12 protein-coding genes are annotated in these 16906 nt (G+C 58.2%); 10 read left to right on the forward strand and 2 right to left on the reverse strand.

All coding sequences use genetic code 11. The features are described 5' to 3' along the window. The first annotated feature begins 84 nt into the window (after positions 1-84). The 3 genes from PKO02S_RS15525 (at position 85) to PKO02S_RS15535 (ending at position 1667) form a co-directional block, all read left to right on the forward strand. The gene (locus tag PKO02S_RS15525) at positions 85-420 is read left to right on the forward strand and encodes an ArsR/SmtB family transcription factor (protein ID WP_127584404.1); all 336 of its coding nucleotides are present in this window, start codon (positions 85-87) and stop codon (positions 418-420) included. Next, on the forward strand, positions 401-862 hold the full coding sequence (locus tag PKO02S_RS15530) for an SRPBCC family protein (RefSeq protein ID WP_127584406.1): 462 nt from the start codon (positions 401-403) through the stop codon (positions 860-862). The genes PKO02S_RS15525 and PKO02S_RS15530 overlap by 20 nt, the downstream gene beginning before the upstream one ends. 79 nt (positions 863-941) lie before the next feature. Next, positions 942-1667 (forward strand): Fic family protein, encoded by a 726-nt coding sequence (locus tag PKO02S_RS15535; RefSeq protein WP_127584408.1) that lies wholly within the window; start codon positions 942-944, stop codon positions 1665-1667. A gap of 172 nt (positions 1668-1839) precedes the next feature. Here PKO02S_RS15535 and PKO02S_RS15540 read toward each other — a convergent pair whose 3' ends face one another. Beyond that, positions 1840-3003 carry a lamin tail domain-containing protein gene (locus PKO02S_RS15540; protein ID WP_127584410.1) on the reverse strand — a complete coding sequence of 388 codons (1164 nt, stop codon included), beginning with the start codon at positions 3001-3003 and terminating at the stop codon, positions 1840-1842. Positions 3004-3415: 412 nt separating this feature from the next. Between PKO02S_RS15540 and PKO02S_RS32405 the strand changes: the two genes are divergently transcribed. The 3 genes from PKO02S_RS32405 to PKO02S_RS15550 all read left to right on the forward strand — a co-directional run bounded on the left by PKO02S_RS32405 (position 3416) and on the right by PKO02S_RS15550 (position 9600). Then, the gene (locus PKO02S_RS32405) at positions 3416-3589 is read left to right on the forward strand and encodes a hypothetical protein (RefSeq protein ID WP_164821477.1); all 174 of its coding nucleotides are present in this window, start codon (positions 3416-3418) and stop codon (positions 3587-3589) included. A gap of 139 nt (positions 3590-3728) precedes the next feature. Beyond that, positions 3729-8939 carry an AAA family ATPase gene (locus tag PKO02S_RS15545; protein WP_127584412.1) on the forward strand — a complete coding sequence of 1737 codons (5211 nt, stop codon included), beginning with the start codon at positions 3729-3731 and terminating at the stop codon, positions 8937-8939. Beyond that, positions 8932-9600: a response regulator transcription factor gene (locus tag PKO02S_RS15550; protein ID WP_127584415.1), complete on the forward strand. Its 669-nt coding sequence runs from the start codon at positions 8932-8934 to the stop codon at positions 9598-9600. Before PKO02S_RS15545 ends, PKO02S_RS15550 begins: the two co-directional genes overlap by 8 nt. Positions 9601-9949: 349 nt before the next feature. Here the strand turns inward: PKO02S_RS15550 and PKO02S_RS15555 are convergent, their stop codons facing one another. After that, positions 9950-10819, reverse strand: a complete 870-nt coding sequence (locus PKO02S_RS15555; protein WP_127584417.1) for a hypothetical protein — start codon at positions 10817-10819, stop codon at positions 9950-9952. A 133-nt stretch (positions 10820-10952) separates the two neighbouring features. Between PKO02S_RS15555 and PKO02S_RS15560 the strand changes: the two genes are divergently transcribed. From PKO02S_RS15560 to PKO02S_RS15575, 4 genes are all read left to right on the forward strand, one after another. Next, positions 10953-11627, forward strand: a complete 675-nt coding sequence (locus PKO02S_RS15560) for a response regulator transcription factor (protein ID WP_127584419.1) — start codon at positions 10953-10955, stop codon at positions 11625-11627. Then, positions 11617-13038, forward strand: a complete 1422-nt coding sequence (locus PKO02S_RS15565; RefSeq protein ID WP_127584421.1) for a sensor histidine kinase — start codon at positions 11617-11619, stop codon at positions 13036-13038. The genes PKO02S_RS15560 and PKO02S_RS15565 overlap by 11 nt, the downstream gene beginning before the upstream one ends. Before the next feature lie 272 nt (positions 13039-13310). After that, positions 13311-13811 (forward strand): CcdC protein domain-containing protein, encoded by a 501-nt coding sequence (locus PKO02S_RS15570; RefSeq protein ID WP_127584423.1) that lies wholly within the window; start codon positions 13311-13313, stop codon positions 13809-13811. Positions 13812-14393: 582 nt separating this feature from the next. Then, complete coding sequence (locus tag PKO02S_RS15575) at positions 14394-16871, forward strand: hypothetical protein (protein ID WP_127584425.1); 2478 nt, start codon at positions 14394-14396, stop codon at positions 16869-16871. The last annotated feature ends 35 nt before the right edge of the window (positions 16872-16906 follow it).

Here is a 16906-nt window from a genome sequence, read left to right on the forward strand (position 1 = left end):
TAAGTACAGGATACCATAAGGAAGGAAATGAATCGAGTTATTATTTAAGTTGACACTAAATTAAGTGTATGCTAAATTAATGTCATGATCGAAAAATCCATCCAAGCGATAACCGAACCACGGCGCCGAGACATCTTGCATCTGGTCCGAGACCGGGAGCTGACCTCCAGCGCGATTGCATCCCATTTTGACATTTCTGCGCCGGCTATTTCGCAGCATCTTAAGGTACTGGAAGAAGCCGGCCTCGTCGTAGTACGGCGAGCGGGTACCAAACGATTTTATGGCCTAAGGAGGGAAGGGTTCGCCGAGTTGATGCAGTATCTAGGAAGCTTCTGGGACGACAGCTTGCTGCGCCTGAAGGAAGCGGCCGAAGAAGAGGAGAAGAAAAGGAGACAAAGCGATGACATCCATCAGCAGTGAAGTAGTTCGGAGGGAGCTCTACATTGAATGCCGGCCGGAAATTTTATTCGCTTTTTTCACCGATTCGGACAAGCTGGTCCGCTGGATGGGGCGCCAAGTGCTGCTCGATCCGAGCATCGGCGGCAAGTTCCGCATCGACCTGAACGGCAGCGATGTGGCGCTGGGGGAGTACAAGGAATTGATCCCTCATGAGAAAGTCGTCCTGAGCTGGGGCTGGGAGAAGTCCAAGCTGGTGCCTCCGGGATCGAGCACCCTCGAGTTCCTCCTGGCGCCGAAGGATGGCGGTACCGTGCTGACTTTGACGCATTACGATCTGCCGACTGCGGAGGAAGTGGCTTCGCATAACCATGGCTGGACGCAATACATGGACCGTCTGAAGCTAACGGCGCAAGGGGAAGATCCAGGCGCGGATGTGGGGGCGTGCGAGATAGCAGCCGATTAGTTGGAGAGTATTGGTGCGGGAGCATCGTGCGGCAGGAGGGATTCTGCTTGTGCGGTGCTTTTTTTCGTTGGGGAGGAGGTTGTTCGAATCGATTGACAACAAGAAGAGTCGGCTCGATCAAAAAAGACCGCTGCCGGTCCATACGCTGAAGAGCATTCGCGAGCACTTGATTGTCAATTGGACATACCACTCCAACGCAATCGAAGGCAATACGCTGACCTTGTCGGAGACGAAAGTTGCTTTAGAAGGCATTACGGTTGGCGGGAAAACGATTAAGGAGCATTTGGAAGCTATCAACCATAGAGACGCCATTTTATACGTGGAAGAGATCGTGAGGAATCAGGAGCCATTGTCCGAGTGGCAGATCAAAAACATACACCGACTGATTCTAAAAGGAATTGAGGAAGAGCACGCGGGGGTTTACCGCAAGGAGAACGTGCTTATTAGCGGTGCCCGCCCTATTCCGCCTGACGCCCTTCAAGTCGGCCCCCAGATGCAACGGTTTATGATTTGGTATGAGGGCGAGGGTCGGCGTCTCCATCCCATCGAGCTGGCGGCTCGTGTACATATCGAATTTGTAGGCATTCACCCGTTCATCGACGGGAATGGCCGCACTTCGCGGCTGCTGCTGAACTTTGAGCTGATGAAGCATGGCTATCCCCCAATCGTCATTGAGAAAGAAAACCGGAGCGAGTACTACGCCGCGTTGGATTACGCGCATACGACCGGCGATTCTGCCATATTCATAGAATTGGTAGCGGGAGTGTTGGACCGCACTCTTGATTTCTACTTGAAGCTGCTATAAGCGGCCGGAGAGTTTAGTCCTTGCTGGAGTTTGGGCTCTCTTTTTGTTTGGCAGAAAAATAAAGTTATGGCGAATTATGGCGTATCGCTATTTCGGTGGAGGCGGTTCTGGGGCATGCGAGCATGGCGCCGACAATTAAAATGCCCGCTTCCGGAGAAACGGGCAAGGAGCTTTATTGATATTCGCTGACTAGCTTTCCGGAAGCGTCCAGCAGCTGGGCATTGTCTTCCTTCTGGTCGTTCCAAATCGATGCGGTGGACCAGACGAGCGTGCGCGCGTAATTTTGAAAATCGGTTTTTTTGCCGCTGTCGCCTTCACTGCCGCTAGTCAGGAACACATAGCTGTCCGGTCCGAGGACAAAGCTCTCTTGGAACGTATAGGATTGCCCGCCGGCCGTGCTTATGACCGTCCAGCCCTTCAAATCAACGGATTGTTTGCCGCGGTTCTTGAGCGCCACATACTCCGCTTTACGGTTTCTCGTGACAATGAACACGTCGGATACCGGTTGGGATTGCACTTCCTTGATGGCTTCAGGCACTGCCGGTGTCAATTGGGGGTCGGCGAGGATCAGGTTAAGACTTCCATGTCGGCTCGAATTGAACTGAATGCGAAGTTCCTGCACGCCGGTAATATCGACATCAAGCTGCTGAGCGTCCTGTCCGGTAACGATTGGGAAAATGGTTTGCAATTCCTTCCCGTCGCCGATAATCGTTAAGGTTCCTGCCGCTACGCTCTCTGGCTTCGAGGTACTGGCAGCCGCTCCGACCACCGCATGAAGACGGGTATACTTGCCTTCCAGTTGGAATTGAGCCGTCCCGCCAGTGCGAATATAGGGAGGATAAGGAGTGTGATTCAAATACACGCCTAATCCGGTTTTGTATTCTTGACCTTTTATGTTGAAAGACTTTGAAGCCGCCGTATTGAAGCCCCCGCCGCTCCAGCTGTTGACGGCAAGCGAGCTCGCTTCGTCTTGTTTGCTGACCGTTAAACTGGTTAAGCTGACGCCTCTCGTTGCAGGAGCAGGGGTAGTTGTCGGTGCCGGCGTGATGAGCGGCTGCTCTCCGATCCAGATCGTCTGCGTCTCTTCTTGCCAAGACACCTCTTTACCAAGCGATTCCCCGACAAACCGCAACGGTACATAAGTAGATCCTTCGTAAATAAAACCTTTCAAGTCGCTCGTTTTTTTCTCGACTCCGTCAAACATGTAGCGCAAGTTTTTGAAGTAAACCTCGATTTGCGTGCTCTCCGCTGCATACGCGACCGTAGCTCCCAGCAGCAGCAAGGTCGTGCACACGCCCAGAACAAATCCTTTGATCCCTGAACTCCATTGCTTCACCGTTTCTTCGTCCTCTCTCCTAATAAAATCCAACCCATCGAAGTTTACCAGTGACGGGCGGAAATGTAAATACTGGGAATGCGGCGAAGTAGATCATTTGCTCTGGTTCATGCTAATACTGATGCTCATGCTTGTGCGATGCTTGTGCTCGTGCTAGTGCTTGTGCTTGTGCTCGTGCTGATGCTCGTGCTGATGCTAGTGCTCTATTGGATACTGGTTTGAGTAACAAATTTCGCGAGCGGAGTACCTATTTTCGCTTATTGATGCCCTGATCCCCCATCTGGATACTCAAGTAAACAAATCGCGAACTTAGCTTCCGATTTTGTTTACTTGGGTACTCAGAACGCCACATCGCTCCTCATTGAAGGAAAAATGATACTCAGACTGGATACTTGGGTTCGCGGCGTATCCGTTGGTTCGTTCGGTTTCTTCTTTCAGTGCCCAGATAGTCCGCCAATACGAGGTCCGTATTACGCAAGCGAGCGATCCGAAGCTGATCTCCAATGTGTTCGGGGTGACCCGCCGGACGTTCACGCCTCAGCCTGGCGACACGGTGCTGCAGAAGAACCTGGTGCGAATCAAATAAGAGAAACGGCCCGTCCATGGCAAAAGTCCTAAGGGTTTCCTGCTCAAAAGGAGGAAATGTCGCCCCTCTATCGAAAGAACATAGGAGAATAGGCCGTCCGGCAGGGACGGCCTGCCTAGTGAGGGAGGCGCCTATACCTATGGTGGAATGGCGGGGCTATCGCACGGTGGAGGAGCTGGGCGGCAACGAAGAGATCCGATTGTACCGGCTCCAGCGAATGGAGGACGGTCTATTCGTCGTGGCCAAGACGACGTGCGACGAGTACCCGGCTTCCGCGATGGCGGCGGCGTTCCGGTACGAGTACGACATCCTGCGCCGGTTGGACGGCAAGGGAGCCGCGAAGCCCTACAGCCTCGAATTTCTCGGCGATCGGCCGCTGCTGCTCCTCGAAGACAACGGGGGCTGCACGCTGGAGAAGCTGCTGCGGGAGCGAGAGCAGGGGCAGGAGCGGGGGCAAACCGACACGTCCGCCTCCGTCGCAGAGGCGGACGGCAGCGAGCTCCACGCCCAGCTGGAGCTGGCGGCGGCGCTTGCCGAGACGCTGAGAGACATGCACCGCGAGCAGATCACCCACCAGGAGATGGTGCCCCACCTGATCTTGGTGAACCGCGACAAGCGCCAAGTGCAGTGGCTCGATCTCCGGCGCTGCTCGACCGCCTCGGGCCGGAGCCCCCTCGTGCGGCAGCCGCATGCCGCTTCGGGCTTGCCCTACATATCGCCCGAGCATACCGGTCGCTCGGATCGGGAGCCGGACTACCGCTCCGACTTTTATTCGTTAGGTGTCCTCTTATACGAGTGGTTTACGGGCTGTCTGCCCTTCGACCAAACCGATGAGTTCGAGCTCGTGTATCGGCATCTGGCTGTGCAGCCGGAGCCGGCGTATGTCAGAGCGCCTTTCCTGCCCGAGATCGTGTCGGCGATCATCAGCAAGTGCATGGAGAAGATGCCGGACGACCGATACGCCAGCGCCTTCGGCATCGCCGCGGATTTGCAGGTCTGCCTGGATCGTTGTGCGACGGAGTCGGGGGAGATCGAGGGGTTCCAGCTCGCAACCCAGGACGTGCCGGAGCGCTGGCTGTTCCCGGCGCAGCTGTATGGGCGTGAGACACCTCGGCAGCGCATGCGGGAGGCGTGGCAGCGAGCGGCCGAAGGCGCGATCGAGGTAGTGCTGGTGAGCGGGGCGGGAGGCATCGGGAAAAGCGCCTTCGCCCGGGATGCGCTGCTGCAGCCGGAGGCGGACGGAAGCGGGAACGGAACAGCAACGGGCAGCCCCTCCATCGCCTCTATCGCCTCGATCACCGCCAGCTTCACCGCCGTCGCGAAATTCGACCCGAACCCGCAGGCGCTGCCCTACGATGTGTGGGTCCAGGCGCTGGAAGCGTTCATCGATCAGCTGTTGATGGAGTCGGAGATCCAGTCGGAGGTGTGGAAGCTCCGAATGCTGGACGCGTTGGACGGCTACGGGCGACTGCTGACCGAGCTCGTCCCCCGGCTCGAGCTGCTGATCGGCGAGCAGCCGTCAGTCCAAACGCTGCAGCCGCTGGAAGCCCAGCATCGGTTCCACCTCGTGCTCGGGCGGTTCCTGCAGCTGTTCGCCGGCAGAGCAGGGCAGCCGCTCATCCTCTTGTTCGACGATCTGCAGTGGGCCGACGAGGCGTCGCTGCAGTTTCTCGTGCAGTTCGTGTCCGATCAGGAGTCGCGGCATCTGCTGATCGCCTGCACGTATCGTGAGGAGGAGGTAGGCCCGGCGCATCCGGTCGGACGACTTGTGCGGGAGCTCACGGAGCGCCGCATAAGCACAAGCACGCTTCCGCTTGAGCCGCTCAGCCTGCAAGAGGTGCAGCGGCTGCTGCAAGACGCCATGCGCGTCGGCGCGCAGCAGGTGGAGCCGCTGGCCGAGCTATTGCTGCACAAAACAGCCGGCAACCCGCTGTTTCTCAAGCAGGTGCTGCAGGAGCTCGTGGAGCGCGGGCATATCGCATTCCAGGACCGGGAACGGCATTGGCAATGGAATCTCCAGGCCATCGCCGAGAGGGACATCCCCGATTCCGTGGCCGCCTATCTCTCGAGCCGCATGCGCTTGCTGCCTGCTCAGACCGTACACGTGCTTGGGCGAGCCGCCCTGCTGGGCAGCCGGTTCGAGCTGTCGGCCCTGAGCGCGCTGACCGGCCTCTCGGGGGAGCCGCTGCTTGAATCGATCGACGTCGCCGAGAGCGAACGGCTGTTGCAGCAAGCTGGAAGCGGAGCTCCGCTCTACCGCTTCCAGCACGACCGCATCCGCCAAGCCGCATCCGCCTTAATCCGGGAGGAGGAGCGGCCGGGGCTGCATCTGCAGGCGGGACGGCTGCTGCTGGAGTCGCTCCAGGCGGGTGGCGAGGCCAGTGTGTTCGAAGCGGTGAACCACCTGAACGAAGCCGCCTCCTGCGGAATCGGCAGCCGCGAGGAGCGGCTCGAATGGGCGAAGCTGAACATGCAGGCGGGCGCCCGTGCGAAGCAAGCGACGGCGTATGAGACCGCGCTGGGTTATTTCCGCCAGGCGACCGCACTGCTGGACGAGTCGTACTGGGAGTCCCGCTATGCGCTCATGTTCGAGGCGTACAAGGAACGGGCGCAGGCCGAGTTTCTATGCATGCAGTTCGAGACGGCCAATGACTCGTTCCGACAGCTGCTGCAGCATTCCCGAACGGCGCTCGATCAAGCGCATGTGTACTCGCTGATGGTGCAGCTCGAGGCGAGCCGCGACAATTACGAGCGGGTCATGGCCCTAAGCGCTAAAGTACTGCAGTTGGTTGGTGTTCGATACCGGATACAGCCGAATTCGTTCGCCCTTACCCGGCAATGGCTGAAGCTGGCGTGGAGGCTACGGGGGCTTCGCATCGAGTCGCTGCTGGAGCTGCCGCCGATGACCGACGAGAGCCGCAAATTGGCGATGGCGGTGCTCGTCTCCATCTGCAATGTCACCTTCACGCCGGACAAGATCAGCTGGGCGGCGGCCACATTCACGCTGTTGGAGATGACGCTCGATTATGGGTTAACCCCGGAGTCTTCCGTCGGATTCGCAGGGTACGCCTTGTTCGTGTACTACCGGTTCCACCAGGATCGGGAGGCGTTCGAGTGGGGGAATATCGCCCGTCAAGTGTCCGAGCCTTATCCGGCGCTGCATGTCAAGGTTTTATCCGCCATCTCGCTATGCTACGACAGCTGGCGGAAATACGAGCCCGATTACTTGAGCAAATTCGCCGCTGCCGCCGGCAAGGTAGGGCTGGAGTCGGGCGACTTGTGGCAAGGCAACCAGAGCGTGCTGATCAGTTGCAGCCTTCTGTTCGCGTTTGGCCATCCCCTGGGTGACATCTACGACCGGGTCGTCCGCCATACGACGGAATTCCAACGCGGCGAGAACGGGATCCAATGGCAGGAGGCGTCCGTATTCGCGCAGATGCTGACTCGGCTGACCGGCCGCCGCTCGCCCGACGATCGCTTCAATGTGAACGAGTTGGACCGGCTGCGGGGAATCGAGAGGGTGCACGAGGATTATTTGTCGCTGCTCAAGGAACTGTGCCATATCGCCAATTATGTGGCTTTCTACATCCACGGCCGGTATGAGGAAGCGTTGGTCGAGCTCAACCTGGCGACGGCGATTCTCGAGGCGAGGAAAAACGATTTGCACGAGCACACCGGCCATTATATGTTTGAAACGCTGACTAGAGCGGAGTTGTTCGAGCGAGGGACCGATTTGGATAAAAAGGAGACGTTGGCTCTCCTCCGCAGTCGACTTAAGCAGTTGAAACGATACGCCGCCCGCTGCCCGGAGAACTACCAGCACAAGTACTGGCTCGTCCAGGCGGAGCAAGCCCGGTTAACGGGGCGCGATCGGGAAGCGGACGAGCTGTACGAGCGGGCGGTCGAGGATGCGCGGGAGCACGGGCACATCCATAACATGGGAATGGCAGCCGAGCGATATGCCAAATATTTGCTCAAGAAGGGCAGACCGCAGGCGGCGAAAGTGTACATGACCGAAGCGTATGAAGCGTTCCGGCAATGGGGGGCAGCGCTCAAAGCGACCGAGCTGGCCGCCCAATACGGCTACCTGCTGCAGACTCGCCCGGAACCGGGCGGCTGGGACCGGCTTGACGTCCAATCGGTGGTCATGTCCGCGCAGGCGCTCTCCGGCGAGATGGAGATGTCCCGCCTGCTGCACATGCTGATGCGCATCATGCTGCGCAATGCGGGAGCGGAAGCCGGCGCGCTGCTGTTCGAGCAGGACGGGAGCTGGATCGTGGAGGCGCATGGCACGGCGGAGTCGCTCGCCATCGAATCGATCCCGCTCGAGCGGGCCGGGCAGCTCCTGCCGACGGCCGTCATCGGCTATGCGGCGCGTACGCAGGAGGAAGTCGTGCTGCATGACGCGGCGGAGGAAGGAATGTTCTCGCGCAACGCCTACATTCGGGAGTTTCGGCCGAGGTCCGTGTTATGCCTCCCGATCCGTCATCAGGACAAGCTGATCTGCTTGCTTTATATGGAGAACCGGCTATCGGCGGGATTGTTTACGGAGGAGCGCCTCGCCGTGCTCAAGCTGTTGTGCTCTCAATGCGCCATCTCGATCGACAACGCCCGTCTCTACTCCGGCATGCAGCAGCTGAAGATCAGCCTCGAGCGCCAGGTGGAGGAGCGGACGCGCAGTCTGGAGCTCTCGATGCGAGAGACGGCGGCGGCGATCGCCGATATGTCCGTCTACGAGGAACGCAACCGGATCGCTCAAGAAATTCACGATGTCGTCGGCCATACGCTCACATCTACGATCCTGCAGGTCGAGGCCGGCAAACGGCTGCTGCACAAGGATAAGGAGGGGGCGGTTCGCCGGCTGGAGGGTGCGCAGAACTTGGTGCGTCACGGGCTGAACGAAATTCGCCGTTCCGTCCGTATGCTGAAGGAAGGCAAGACATTCGAGCTCGATCAGGCGCTGCGCCAATTGATCCGCGATACGGAGGAGCATACGGGCGTCGCCGTAGAAGCCTCTTTTCCCGACGAGCTGCCCGAGCTGTCGACCGCTCAATCCAAGACGATTTATCACGCGCTTCAAGAAGGGCTGACCAACGGGATTCGGCACGGAGGGAGCACGAAATTCCGGTTCCGGCTGGAGCTAGAGGCGGAGTCGATTCGGTTCCGGCTGGAGGATAACGGGCGCGGGGCCGAGCAGTTCGAGATGGGCTTCGGGCTCAAGTCGATGCAGGAGCGGGTCGAACAGTTGAACGGCCAGCTGCAGATCGGCCTCCAGTCCGGGCAAGGCGGTGTGCTGCAATTGGTCATTCCTAATAGAACCGCGTCCGGAGAGGAGCATGGAGATGGATAATATCCGCTTGATCATAGCTGACGACCAGATGCTGACGCGTGAAGGGTTACGGACAATTTTGGAGCTGGAAGAAGATATGGAAGTGGTCGGTCTCGCCAAAAACGGGCTGGAGGCGTGCGAGCTGGCGGAGAGTCTTCGGCCGGACGTGGTGCTGATGGACATTCAGATGCCGCATATGGACGGAATTACCGCGCTCAAGCGCATCAAGCGAAGCTGCCCGAGCACGTTTGTCTTGATTTTGACCACCTTTATGGAAGACGAGTATATCGTGGAAGGGATGACGAACGGGGCGAGCGGCTACATCCTGAAGGATATCGACGGGGACAAAATGATCGCCTCGATCCGGGACACAATGGTCGGACAGTTCATCCTGCCGGCGGCGGTTGCGGCCAAGCTGGTCGAGCATGTGACGCGGATGAAGACGGAGCTCGGCGGCGGACCGCGCGGGCGGCTGTCGACGGGCAAGCTGAAGCGGATCAAGCTGACCGAGCGCGAGCGGGAAATCGCCCAGCTCATGCTGCGCGGGCTAAGCAACCGCGAAATTGCCGAAGAGCTCCAGGTAGCGGAGGGAACGGCGAGAAACTATATCAGCAACCTGTACGGCAAGCTCGAGGTGAGCGACCGTGCGCAAGCGATCGTCCGGCTGCACGCTTTCGTCTAAATTTCCTTTGTCACATGACAGGAAACGATGACAACCCTCACTACTCCATTGATGAAAAATATTCTATAGTGGACACAGGAAGGAGGGTGGGAGACCGTGCCGATGTTTTATTTTCGCGAAATCTGGACCCCGCTTAAGCTGATAGGCGTGAAATTGTTTCGAGATGACGAGGGACATCTGTGGTACAAAGTGTTCTCCCAGCCTCGAAGACGATTGCGTTAAACATGAAGAAGTCCGACCCCTTGCGGGAGCCGGACTTTTTTTGTTGTTCGCATGGTTGGAAGCTCGAATCGTTGTGCAGCAGAGGTCATTTTGACCTTTGCGTGGCTCAATCGCACGAATCGTGCGGTTAGAGCTGCAATGTGATGCCGGTAATGCTGCCGTTCGTAGCGAAGTCCTGCGTATACGCGATCGTAGCGACGGCGCGTACCGGACCGTTCGGCGTCTGGATCGTAATTGTCGGGTCCGAGGTGTATCCGGCGCCTGGGTTCGTGATTGTGATGCCGGTAACGACGCCGTCCGTTATGGTGGCGGTGGCGCTGGCGGGGGTGTGACGCCACATTTCGCCTTGGCTTTCGCTATAGCGGTAGTAGTTGGACACTTCGTCCAGCCGATCGTTCGTGATGCCATATGGGCCGAGGACGCTCATCAGCGCCGCTTTGTTCCGCTGGGCGAGCTCGCTGGACGGCGAGCCGTTGCCCGCCGGGGTGACGCCGCTGAACGCTTCGCGGAACACCTCGGTCGGTACGCCGAGCGCAGCGGCGATCAGCACGACCGGGCGGCCGCGGTCGACCGGATCGGGCTGGAAGCCGCCCGAGATGGCGACCGCCGGCGCGTTCGGGTCGCTCGCCGCGGAGTCGGTGCGGTCAGGCGGCTGCGAGGCCGGCGGCGCAACTGGAGCGCCTGCACCTCCAGCGCCTGCACCTCCAGCGCCTCCGGCACCACCGCCGCCGCGTGGTCCGCCTTCCGGCTTGCCGTCCCGCGGCGGTGGGTTACCTTGATTGTCGCGGCCTTCAGGGCCGCGTTTCTTTTGCCCTTGGCCGTCTGCGCGGGCAGGCTTGCCGCAATCCTCTGCACCCTGCACGGTGGCGCCTGTGCCATCGGCCGAAGTCGAAGCGGCGGAGGCGGTGAACACTTGGTAGCTGATTCCTACGCCTGCGCTGACGGTCAAGACGGCGGCTACTGCGCCGATCAACAATACTTTGCTTGGTTTTTTCATGGGAATCTTTCCTTTCGGGATTGGATTTGGTTTGGTTTTGGTCTTCTTGATCCTTATCTTACCGACGTTTGGTGAAAACTTGGTGAAAGGCCGAATCGTTTTCGCTATACTTTTTTTAACGGGAGGTGTACGCATGAAACTATTGCTGGCTGAAGACGATGAGCGCTTGGGGGAGTTGACCGTCCATACGCTGAAGAAGAAGTCGGGCTGCACGATCGACTGGGTGATGAGCGGGAACGATGCGTTCGAATACGTGACCGCCTCCAGCTATGACGTGGTCGTGCTGGATTGGATGATGCCGGACGGCAACGGCCGCGATACTTGCGCGAGGCTGCGCCGGGAGGGCTACAGCGGGGCGATTCTGATGCTGACGGCGAGGGATGGGCTGCAGGATCGGGTGGAGGGGCTGGATGCGGGCGCCGACGACTACTTGGTCAAGCCGTTCGAAATGGACGAGCTGCTGGCTCGTTTGAGGGCGCTTAGCCGAAGGAGCTTTGTTCCTTTGCAGGAGGACATCGTGCGGGTCGGGGATTTGGTGCTGAAACGGTCGAGCCAGGTCGTCGAGCAGGGTGGACGGGAGATTCAATTGTCGCCGCGCGAATTTCAGATTCTCGACTTGCTGCTGCAGAACCGGGGCCGTACGCTGACGCGCGAGCTTATTTTGGACAAGGTATGGGGGCTGGACGCGGACGTGAACCTGAAGACGATCGACGCGACGGTCAAATTGATCCGCAAGAAGCTCGAGCCTGCCGATTCCCGGGAGCTCATTCAGAGCGTGAGAGGCGTGGGGTACAAAATTGAAGCTTAGCCTAAATGCGGTGAAGGGGACGATTCGAAGACGGCTGCCGGGCAACGATCTGTTCACCCGGACGCGGACCCAACTGACGCTGCAATATAGCGGCGTGCTGATCCTGTTCCTCAGCCTGTTCGTCGGGGTCGTCTATGCGCTGCTCTACGCGCTGATCTGGAACGACCAGCATGAGCGGCTGCGGGACATGTCGGACAGCGAGATGACGACGCTGCAGGGGTGGGCTGGACAAGACGATAACCCGAACCGCCGTCCGCCGCGAGAGATTGAGGACGCGTTCGCGATCAGCGCTGACCAGTCGTTCTATTACTTGATCGCGGAGAACGGCACCGTGCAGTTGGGGAACGAGATTCAGCCGGAGCTGCGCGAGCAGGTGATGACGGCGATTGCTGAGGGTCGCTTCCGAGGCAAGAAGTTCGATAAGCTGACGCTGCAAACGTATGACAAGCCTGCTGCTGTAAGGGACAACCCGAGCGATGGAGACGGCTTGCCTGCCAAGCAAGGGGAGGAGGCGCGGTTCCTCGTCACCGCGCAGGAGCTGCGGGTCCAGGGCCAACGGATCGCCACATTATACATCGGCAAAGAAGTGACGTTCCAACACGAGCTGTTCCGCCTGCTGCTCTACGTGCTTGTGGGACTGGCGCTGCTGTTCTTCATCGTGGCGCTGGGGCTGAGCCACCGGATGGCGCGCCGGGCGATCGTTCCGATCGCTACGGCCTACGAGCGGCAGCGGGAGTTCGTCGCCGACGCCTCCCACGAGCTGCGGACGCCGCTCAGCGTCATGCTGACCTCGATCGAGGCGCTGCAGCTGGAGGATAGCGTCGAGCAGGATTTGTTCCAGCGCAAAGTGGTGAGCGGGCTGAAGGACGAGGTGCAAGGGATGACGAAGCTGTCCGTGGAGTTGTTGCAGCTGGCGCGTTCCGACTCGGGCGATGTCGTGCTGGAGCGGAATGCGTTCGATGCGCGGCAGGCGGCGGAAGCGGTCGTGCGGAAGCTGCAGCCGCTCGCCCAGACGAAGCGCATCGCCATTGAGCTGCAAGCCCCGGCGGCGATACCGGTGCTGTGGGACGCGGACAAGCTGACGCAGTTGCTCGTGCTGTTGATCGATAACGCCATTAAATATACGCCGGATGAAGGAAAAGTCATCTTGACGCTCGACGCGGTAGCGGACAAGAGAGGGCGTGCGCTGACCCTTGAAGTGCGGGACACGGGGATCGGCATTGCGCCGGAGGCGCTTCCGCGCATCTTCGACCGGTTTTACCGGCAGGACAAAGCGCGCTCACGGCAAGCCGGCGGTCACGGTCTCGGACTGGCGATCGCGAAGAGCCTTGTGCTGGCCGGCGGGGGAACAATTGAGGCGGAGAGCGAGGTCGGAGTGGGAAGCTTGTTCCGCGTGCGTCTTCCTTTGTAGGCGGGTGGCAGGCATGTAGGGTGGTAGGCGGGCAGGTAGTTGGGCCAGCCGGCATAATGGTGGGCATGGTGATAGACATGGTGATAGACATGGTGATAGGCTGGATGGCAGGAAGGTGTGGCGGCCGGCCGGGTTATGAGCAGGCAAGTGGGATGGCAGGTATGTAGGAGAGGTTGGGGGACTTGGACTGATTTTTGGCGCCGATGGTGTATAATAGTTGTAATTATGTGCGCTGCGCTGGCTCAGAAATCAACCAGGAGGAATCGTTTCCTATGGACTCCCAAACATTAATTGGTTATGCGGTGGCAGCCTTTATCGTCCTGCTGGTGGTCGTGCTTCGAACTCGCCGGACGAAACGTCCGATCCGGCGCGGCGGGTTCGGGATATTGCTGCCCGTGCTCATCTTTCCCATTATGATCGGCTTCTCCATCTACTCGCTGACGCAAATTCCCAACCATCCGTTCCATCTGCCGGTCCTGTGGGAGCTGCTGTGCGCGGGTCTGCTGGGCGCCGGACTGGGCAGCCTCATGCTGTACCACACGGGATACGAGAAACGGGAGGACGGCCTGATCTACTCGAAGCCGAACAAAAACTTCAAATACGTGCTGATCGCCATCATCGTGCTGCGCTTCGCTCTGGCCCAGTACTTCCAAGGGCTCGATTATACTGAGTTCACGGTGCTGACCTTGGTGCTGGCTTACTTGTATATCAGCGTGTGGCGGATCGGCAGTTATATGAAGTTTCGGCGGGTGCGGCTTGGCTTGGTAGAGTGATGCTGCTTGCTGGAACAAAAATATCGATATGAAAACGTTATTACTCAGATCCCCTGAACAAACAGGGGATTTTTCTAGTCTAGCTTCACTTCAGCCGCCACAACACCTAATTAGTAACTATCCGCATCACCTTATTTTCCGCCAAAATGAGCTTTTGTATCGATTAACGACTCCCAGCAGCTCATTTCACTGGCGGACATAAAAAAATCTGGAACAGAGGAGCGCGCTTGAACACTTTCTCGATCTGGTAGCGCTTCAGCTCATCCTGGATCACCCAATACTCGAAAAATACAGGTTACATTCATGTTATTAAACTAGTATACAAATATCGAAGGGTGAAATCTGCAGTTTTTTACACGGCAACGCTGATTTCGTCTGGAGCTTGGCCTGAAGCGGGTTTTCAGCAAATTTGTAAAGGAATGGCATTCTATTCTCGGTAAATGTCATACGGTTGTGGCGACACGATGCTACACTCGGTTTAGCGAGGCTCACCACGTTTGAGGGGAAGGAGGATACCGCACCTAGTTAACGGACATCGAAGATAGATGCGCACACACCCACTTTTTGAAGGAGGATGATTGTATGTTGAAAAAATGGGTCGGAGCGCTTCTTGCGTTATTCACCCTGTTGACGCTGCTGCCCGGGCAAGCCGGTGCGGCGGATCTGCTCATTCCTAACTACAGCTTCGAGACCGGCACCATAGCTCATTGGAATCAAAACTACGGCACAGGCGGGATCACCGTCGTTAGCGACAAGGCGCATACGGGAAGCTACAGCGTGAAAATCGTCGATACGATAAACGGTCAGCAATTCGGACTTCAAGGCGGCTACATGCCGGCTACCGCAGGGAAAAGCTATTATGCTTATGCTTGGGCGTATATTGAGAGCGGTGCCGCCGATTTGTATTTGCGGTTCTATAACAGCTCCTATACGCTGCTGACCTCGACGTTCGTGAACAAGAGCACGCCTCAGAATCAATGGTTTTCGATGCAAACCGGGGGCGTCGCACCGGCCGGGACCGCTTATGTGGCCGTGCTGCTCTACAGCAACAATGTCAATGTAGGGACGGTCTATTGGGACGATGTGATGGTCACGGCCGACCTGACCACTGTCGGCACGACGGTAACTAGCGCTGCGATGCGCAGCGCGACGCTCGGGAATGACGCCAATGGCAAACCGGCATTCTACATCGGGCTGAACGGCTCGAGCGACGTGAACGCCAAGATGGTCGAGGTGAACGTCAATACCGGCGCGGTGCAGAGGCAGATGCCGATGGCCGGGACGACTTATGCCCACGCGGCGGCGACGACCGTCGACAACAAAATCTATATGGGTACATACCCGAACGGGTACTTGTTCAAATACACGCCGGGTGACGCTGCGCCGGTGAATCTGGGTAGGGCGATCTCCGACGCCACTTATATCTTGGCATTGTCGCCAAGCGATATTGCCGGCAAGGTGTACGGAGGGACGTATCCGAATTCGGGCGTCTTTAAGTACGAGAACAGCCCGGGCTTCTATACGTTTGTGCCCAAGCCGTTCTTCGCGGGTTCGCAGTACACGTACTCGATCGTCCATGACGCGGCGAATAACGTGCTCTATGCAGGGACGGGCGGTACGGTCGCGCAAATCAGTCGACTGGAAAATGCAGGCGGTCAGCGCAATGACAATCTGGTTCCGGCTGTTCTGGCGAATGCGAATACGGCGGTCGACAAGCTTAGCTACTCCGGCGGCAAAGTGTTCGGACGCCTGATTCCGTCGAATACGGAAATCGTGCTCGACGTGACGGACAATCCGAACGGCACGGTTACGGTCGTGATGGACGCCAGCTTCCCGATCACCTCTTACGGCGTGTCCCCGGCATTGAACGGGAAAGTGTACTTTAGCGACAACGGCTTGAAAACTTACGATATCGCTACGAAAACCGTTGCTGCGGCTTTGAATCCGGACAATTCTCCGCATTTCCCAGCTGCTAACGGCTACGGCTGGGGGATTGCTACTCTGGATGATCAAGTAAACTTCCCCGGCCAATCCATCGTTGCGGTCGGGCACTCCTCCGGTCAGATCATGCTGTTCCGGTACAACCCGACGACGAAGAAGAGCTCGAACGTGCTGCTGACCGGCATTACCGGCGTTGCGGCGGATATCGGCTTGGTCGGGTCGGGACCCGACGGCAAAATCTACACAAGCGGCTTCCTGTCCGGCAACATGGGCGTCTATACGCCGATGCGCAGCGACCAGAACGCGATGCTGTACGGGATCGGCCAGCTGGAGGGAATGACGTACCAAGGGAATACAATGTTCTTGGGCGCTTATCCGGACGCTAATATTTACAAGTACGATCTGTCGAACGGGTGGGCCAATAAAACGAAGATTCTGGATCTCGGCACGTCGAACCTGCAGGAGCGCCCTTACGGCATGGCGCAGGGCGACGGCAAAGTGTTCATCGGCACGGTGGCCGCTTCTGGGCATCTTCAGGGTGCGCTTACGGTCTACGATGTGGCGACGAATACGGCGCAGGTGTACTACAACATCGTGCCGAATCAGAGCATCGTGTCGGTGGCGTATCTAAACGGGTACGTGTATGCGGGATCGACGATCGGCGGAGGCAAAAATACGACGCCGGTCGCGACCGAGGCGAAGCTCGTCAAGCTGAATGTGGCGACAGGCGCTTACACGACGTATACGATGCCGGTGTCGTCGCAAGGTATAACGGCACTGACGGTGGGGCCGGACAATAAAATATGGGGCTTGTCGGAAGGATACTTGTTCGTCTTCAATCCGGCGACTAACACCGTCGAGTATCATGTCCAGAAGTTCACGGACGTGAGTTACACGTCTACGACGCAGATCACCCGCGATGGGTCGCTGGTGATGGGTCGCCCGGGCAGCAATAAAATGTTCGGCACGATCAAGACGCGCTTCTTCAGCATCGATACGACGACAAAGGCGGTCACGACCCACTTTACGGCATCGACTGCGGTGAACAGCGCCTCCCTGGACTATTACGGCAACGTGTACTTCAGCAACGGCAATGATTTATATCGTTGGGCTTATTAGGATGGATTGAAGGAAGGCCTCGTGACCTTGGTCAC

Origin of the sequence: Paenibacillus koleovorans NBRC 103111, assembly GCF_004000845.1 — a bacterium.
Classification (GTDB): domain Bacteria; phylum Bacillota; class Bacilli; order Paenibacillales; family NBRC-103111; genus Paenibacillus_AA; species Paenibacillus_AA koleovorans.

What these genes read in the sequence shown, in the direction of transcription:
- PKO02S_RS15570 (WP_127584423.1), top strand. Translation starts at nt 13,311, where the DNA reads ATGGACTCCCAAACATTAATTGGTTATGCGGTGGCAGCCTTTATCGTC.
- PKO02S_RS15555 (WP_127584417.1), bottom strand. Translation starts at nt 10,819, where the DNA reads ATGAAAAAACCAAGCAAAGTATTGTTGATCGGCGCAGTAGCCGCCGTC.
- PKO02S_RS15550 (WP_127584415.1), top strand. Translation starts at nt 8,932, where the DNA reads ATGGATAATATCCGCTTGATCATAGCTGACGACCAGATGCTGACGCGT.
- PKO02S_RS15575 (WP_127584425.1), top strand. Translation starts at nt 14,394, where the DNA reads ATGTTGAAAAAATGGGTCGGAGCGCTTCTTGCGTTATTCACCCTGTTG.
- PKO02S_RS15545 (WP_127584412.1), top strand. Translation starts at nt 3,729, where the DNA reads ATGGTGGAATGGCGGGGCTATCGCACGGTGGAGGAGCTGGGCGGCAAC.
- PKO02S_RS15560 (WP_127584419.1), top strand. Translation starts at nt 10,953, where the DNA reads ATGAAACTATTGCTGGCTGAAGACGATGAGCGCTTGGGGGAGTTGACC.
- PKO02S_RS15525 (WP_127584404.1), top strand. Translation starts at nt 85, where the DNA reads ATGATCGAAAAATCCATCCAAGCGATAACCGAACCACGGCGCCGAGAC.
- PKO02S_RS15530 (WP_127584406.1), top strand. Translation starts at nt 401, where the DNA reads ATGACATCCATCAGCAGTGAAGTAGTTCGGAGGGAGCTCTACATTGAA.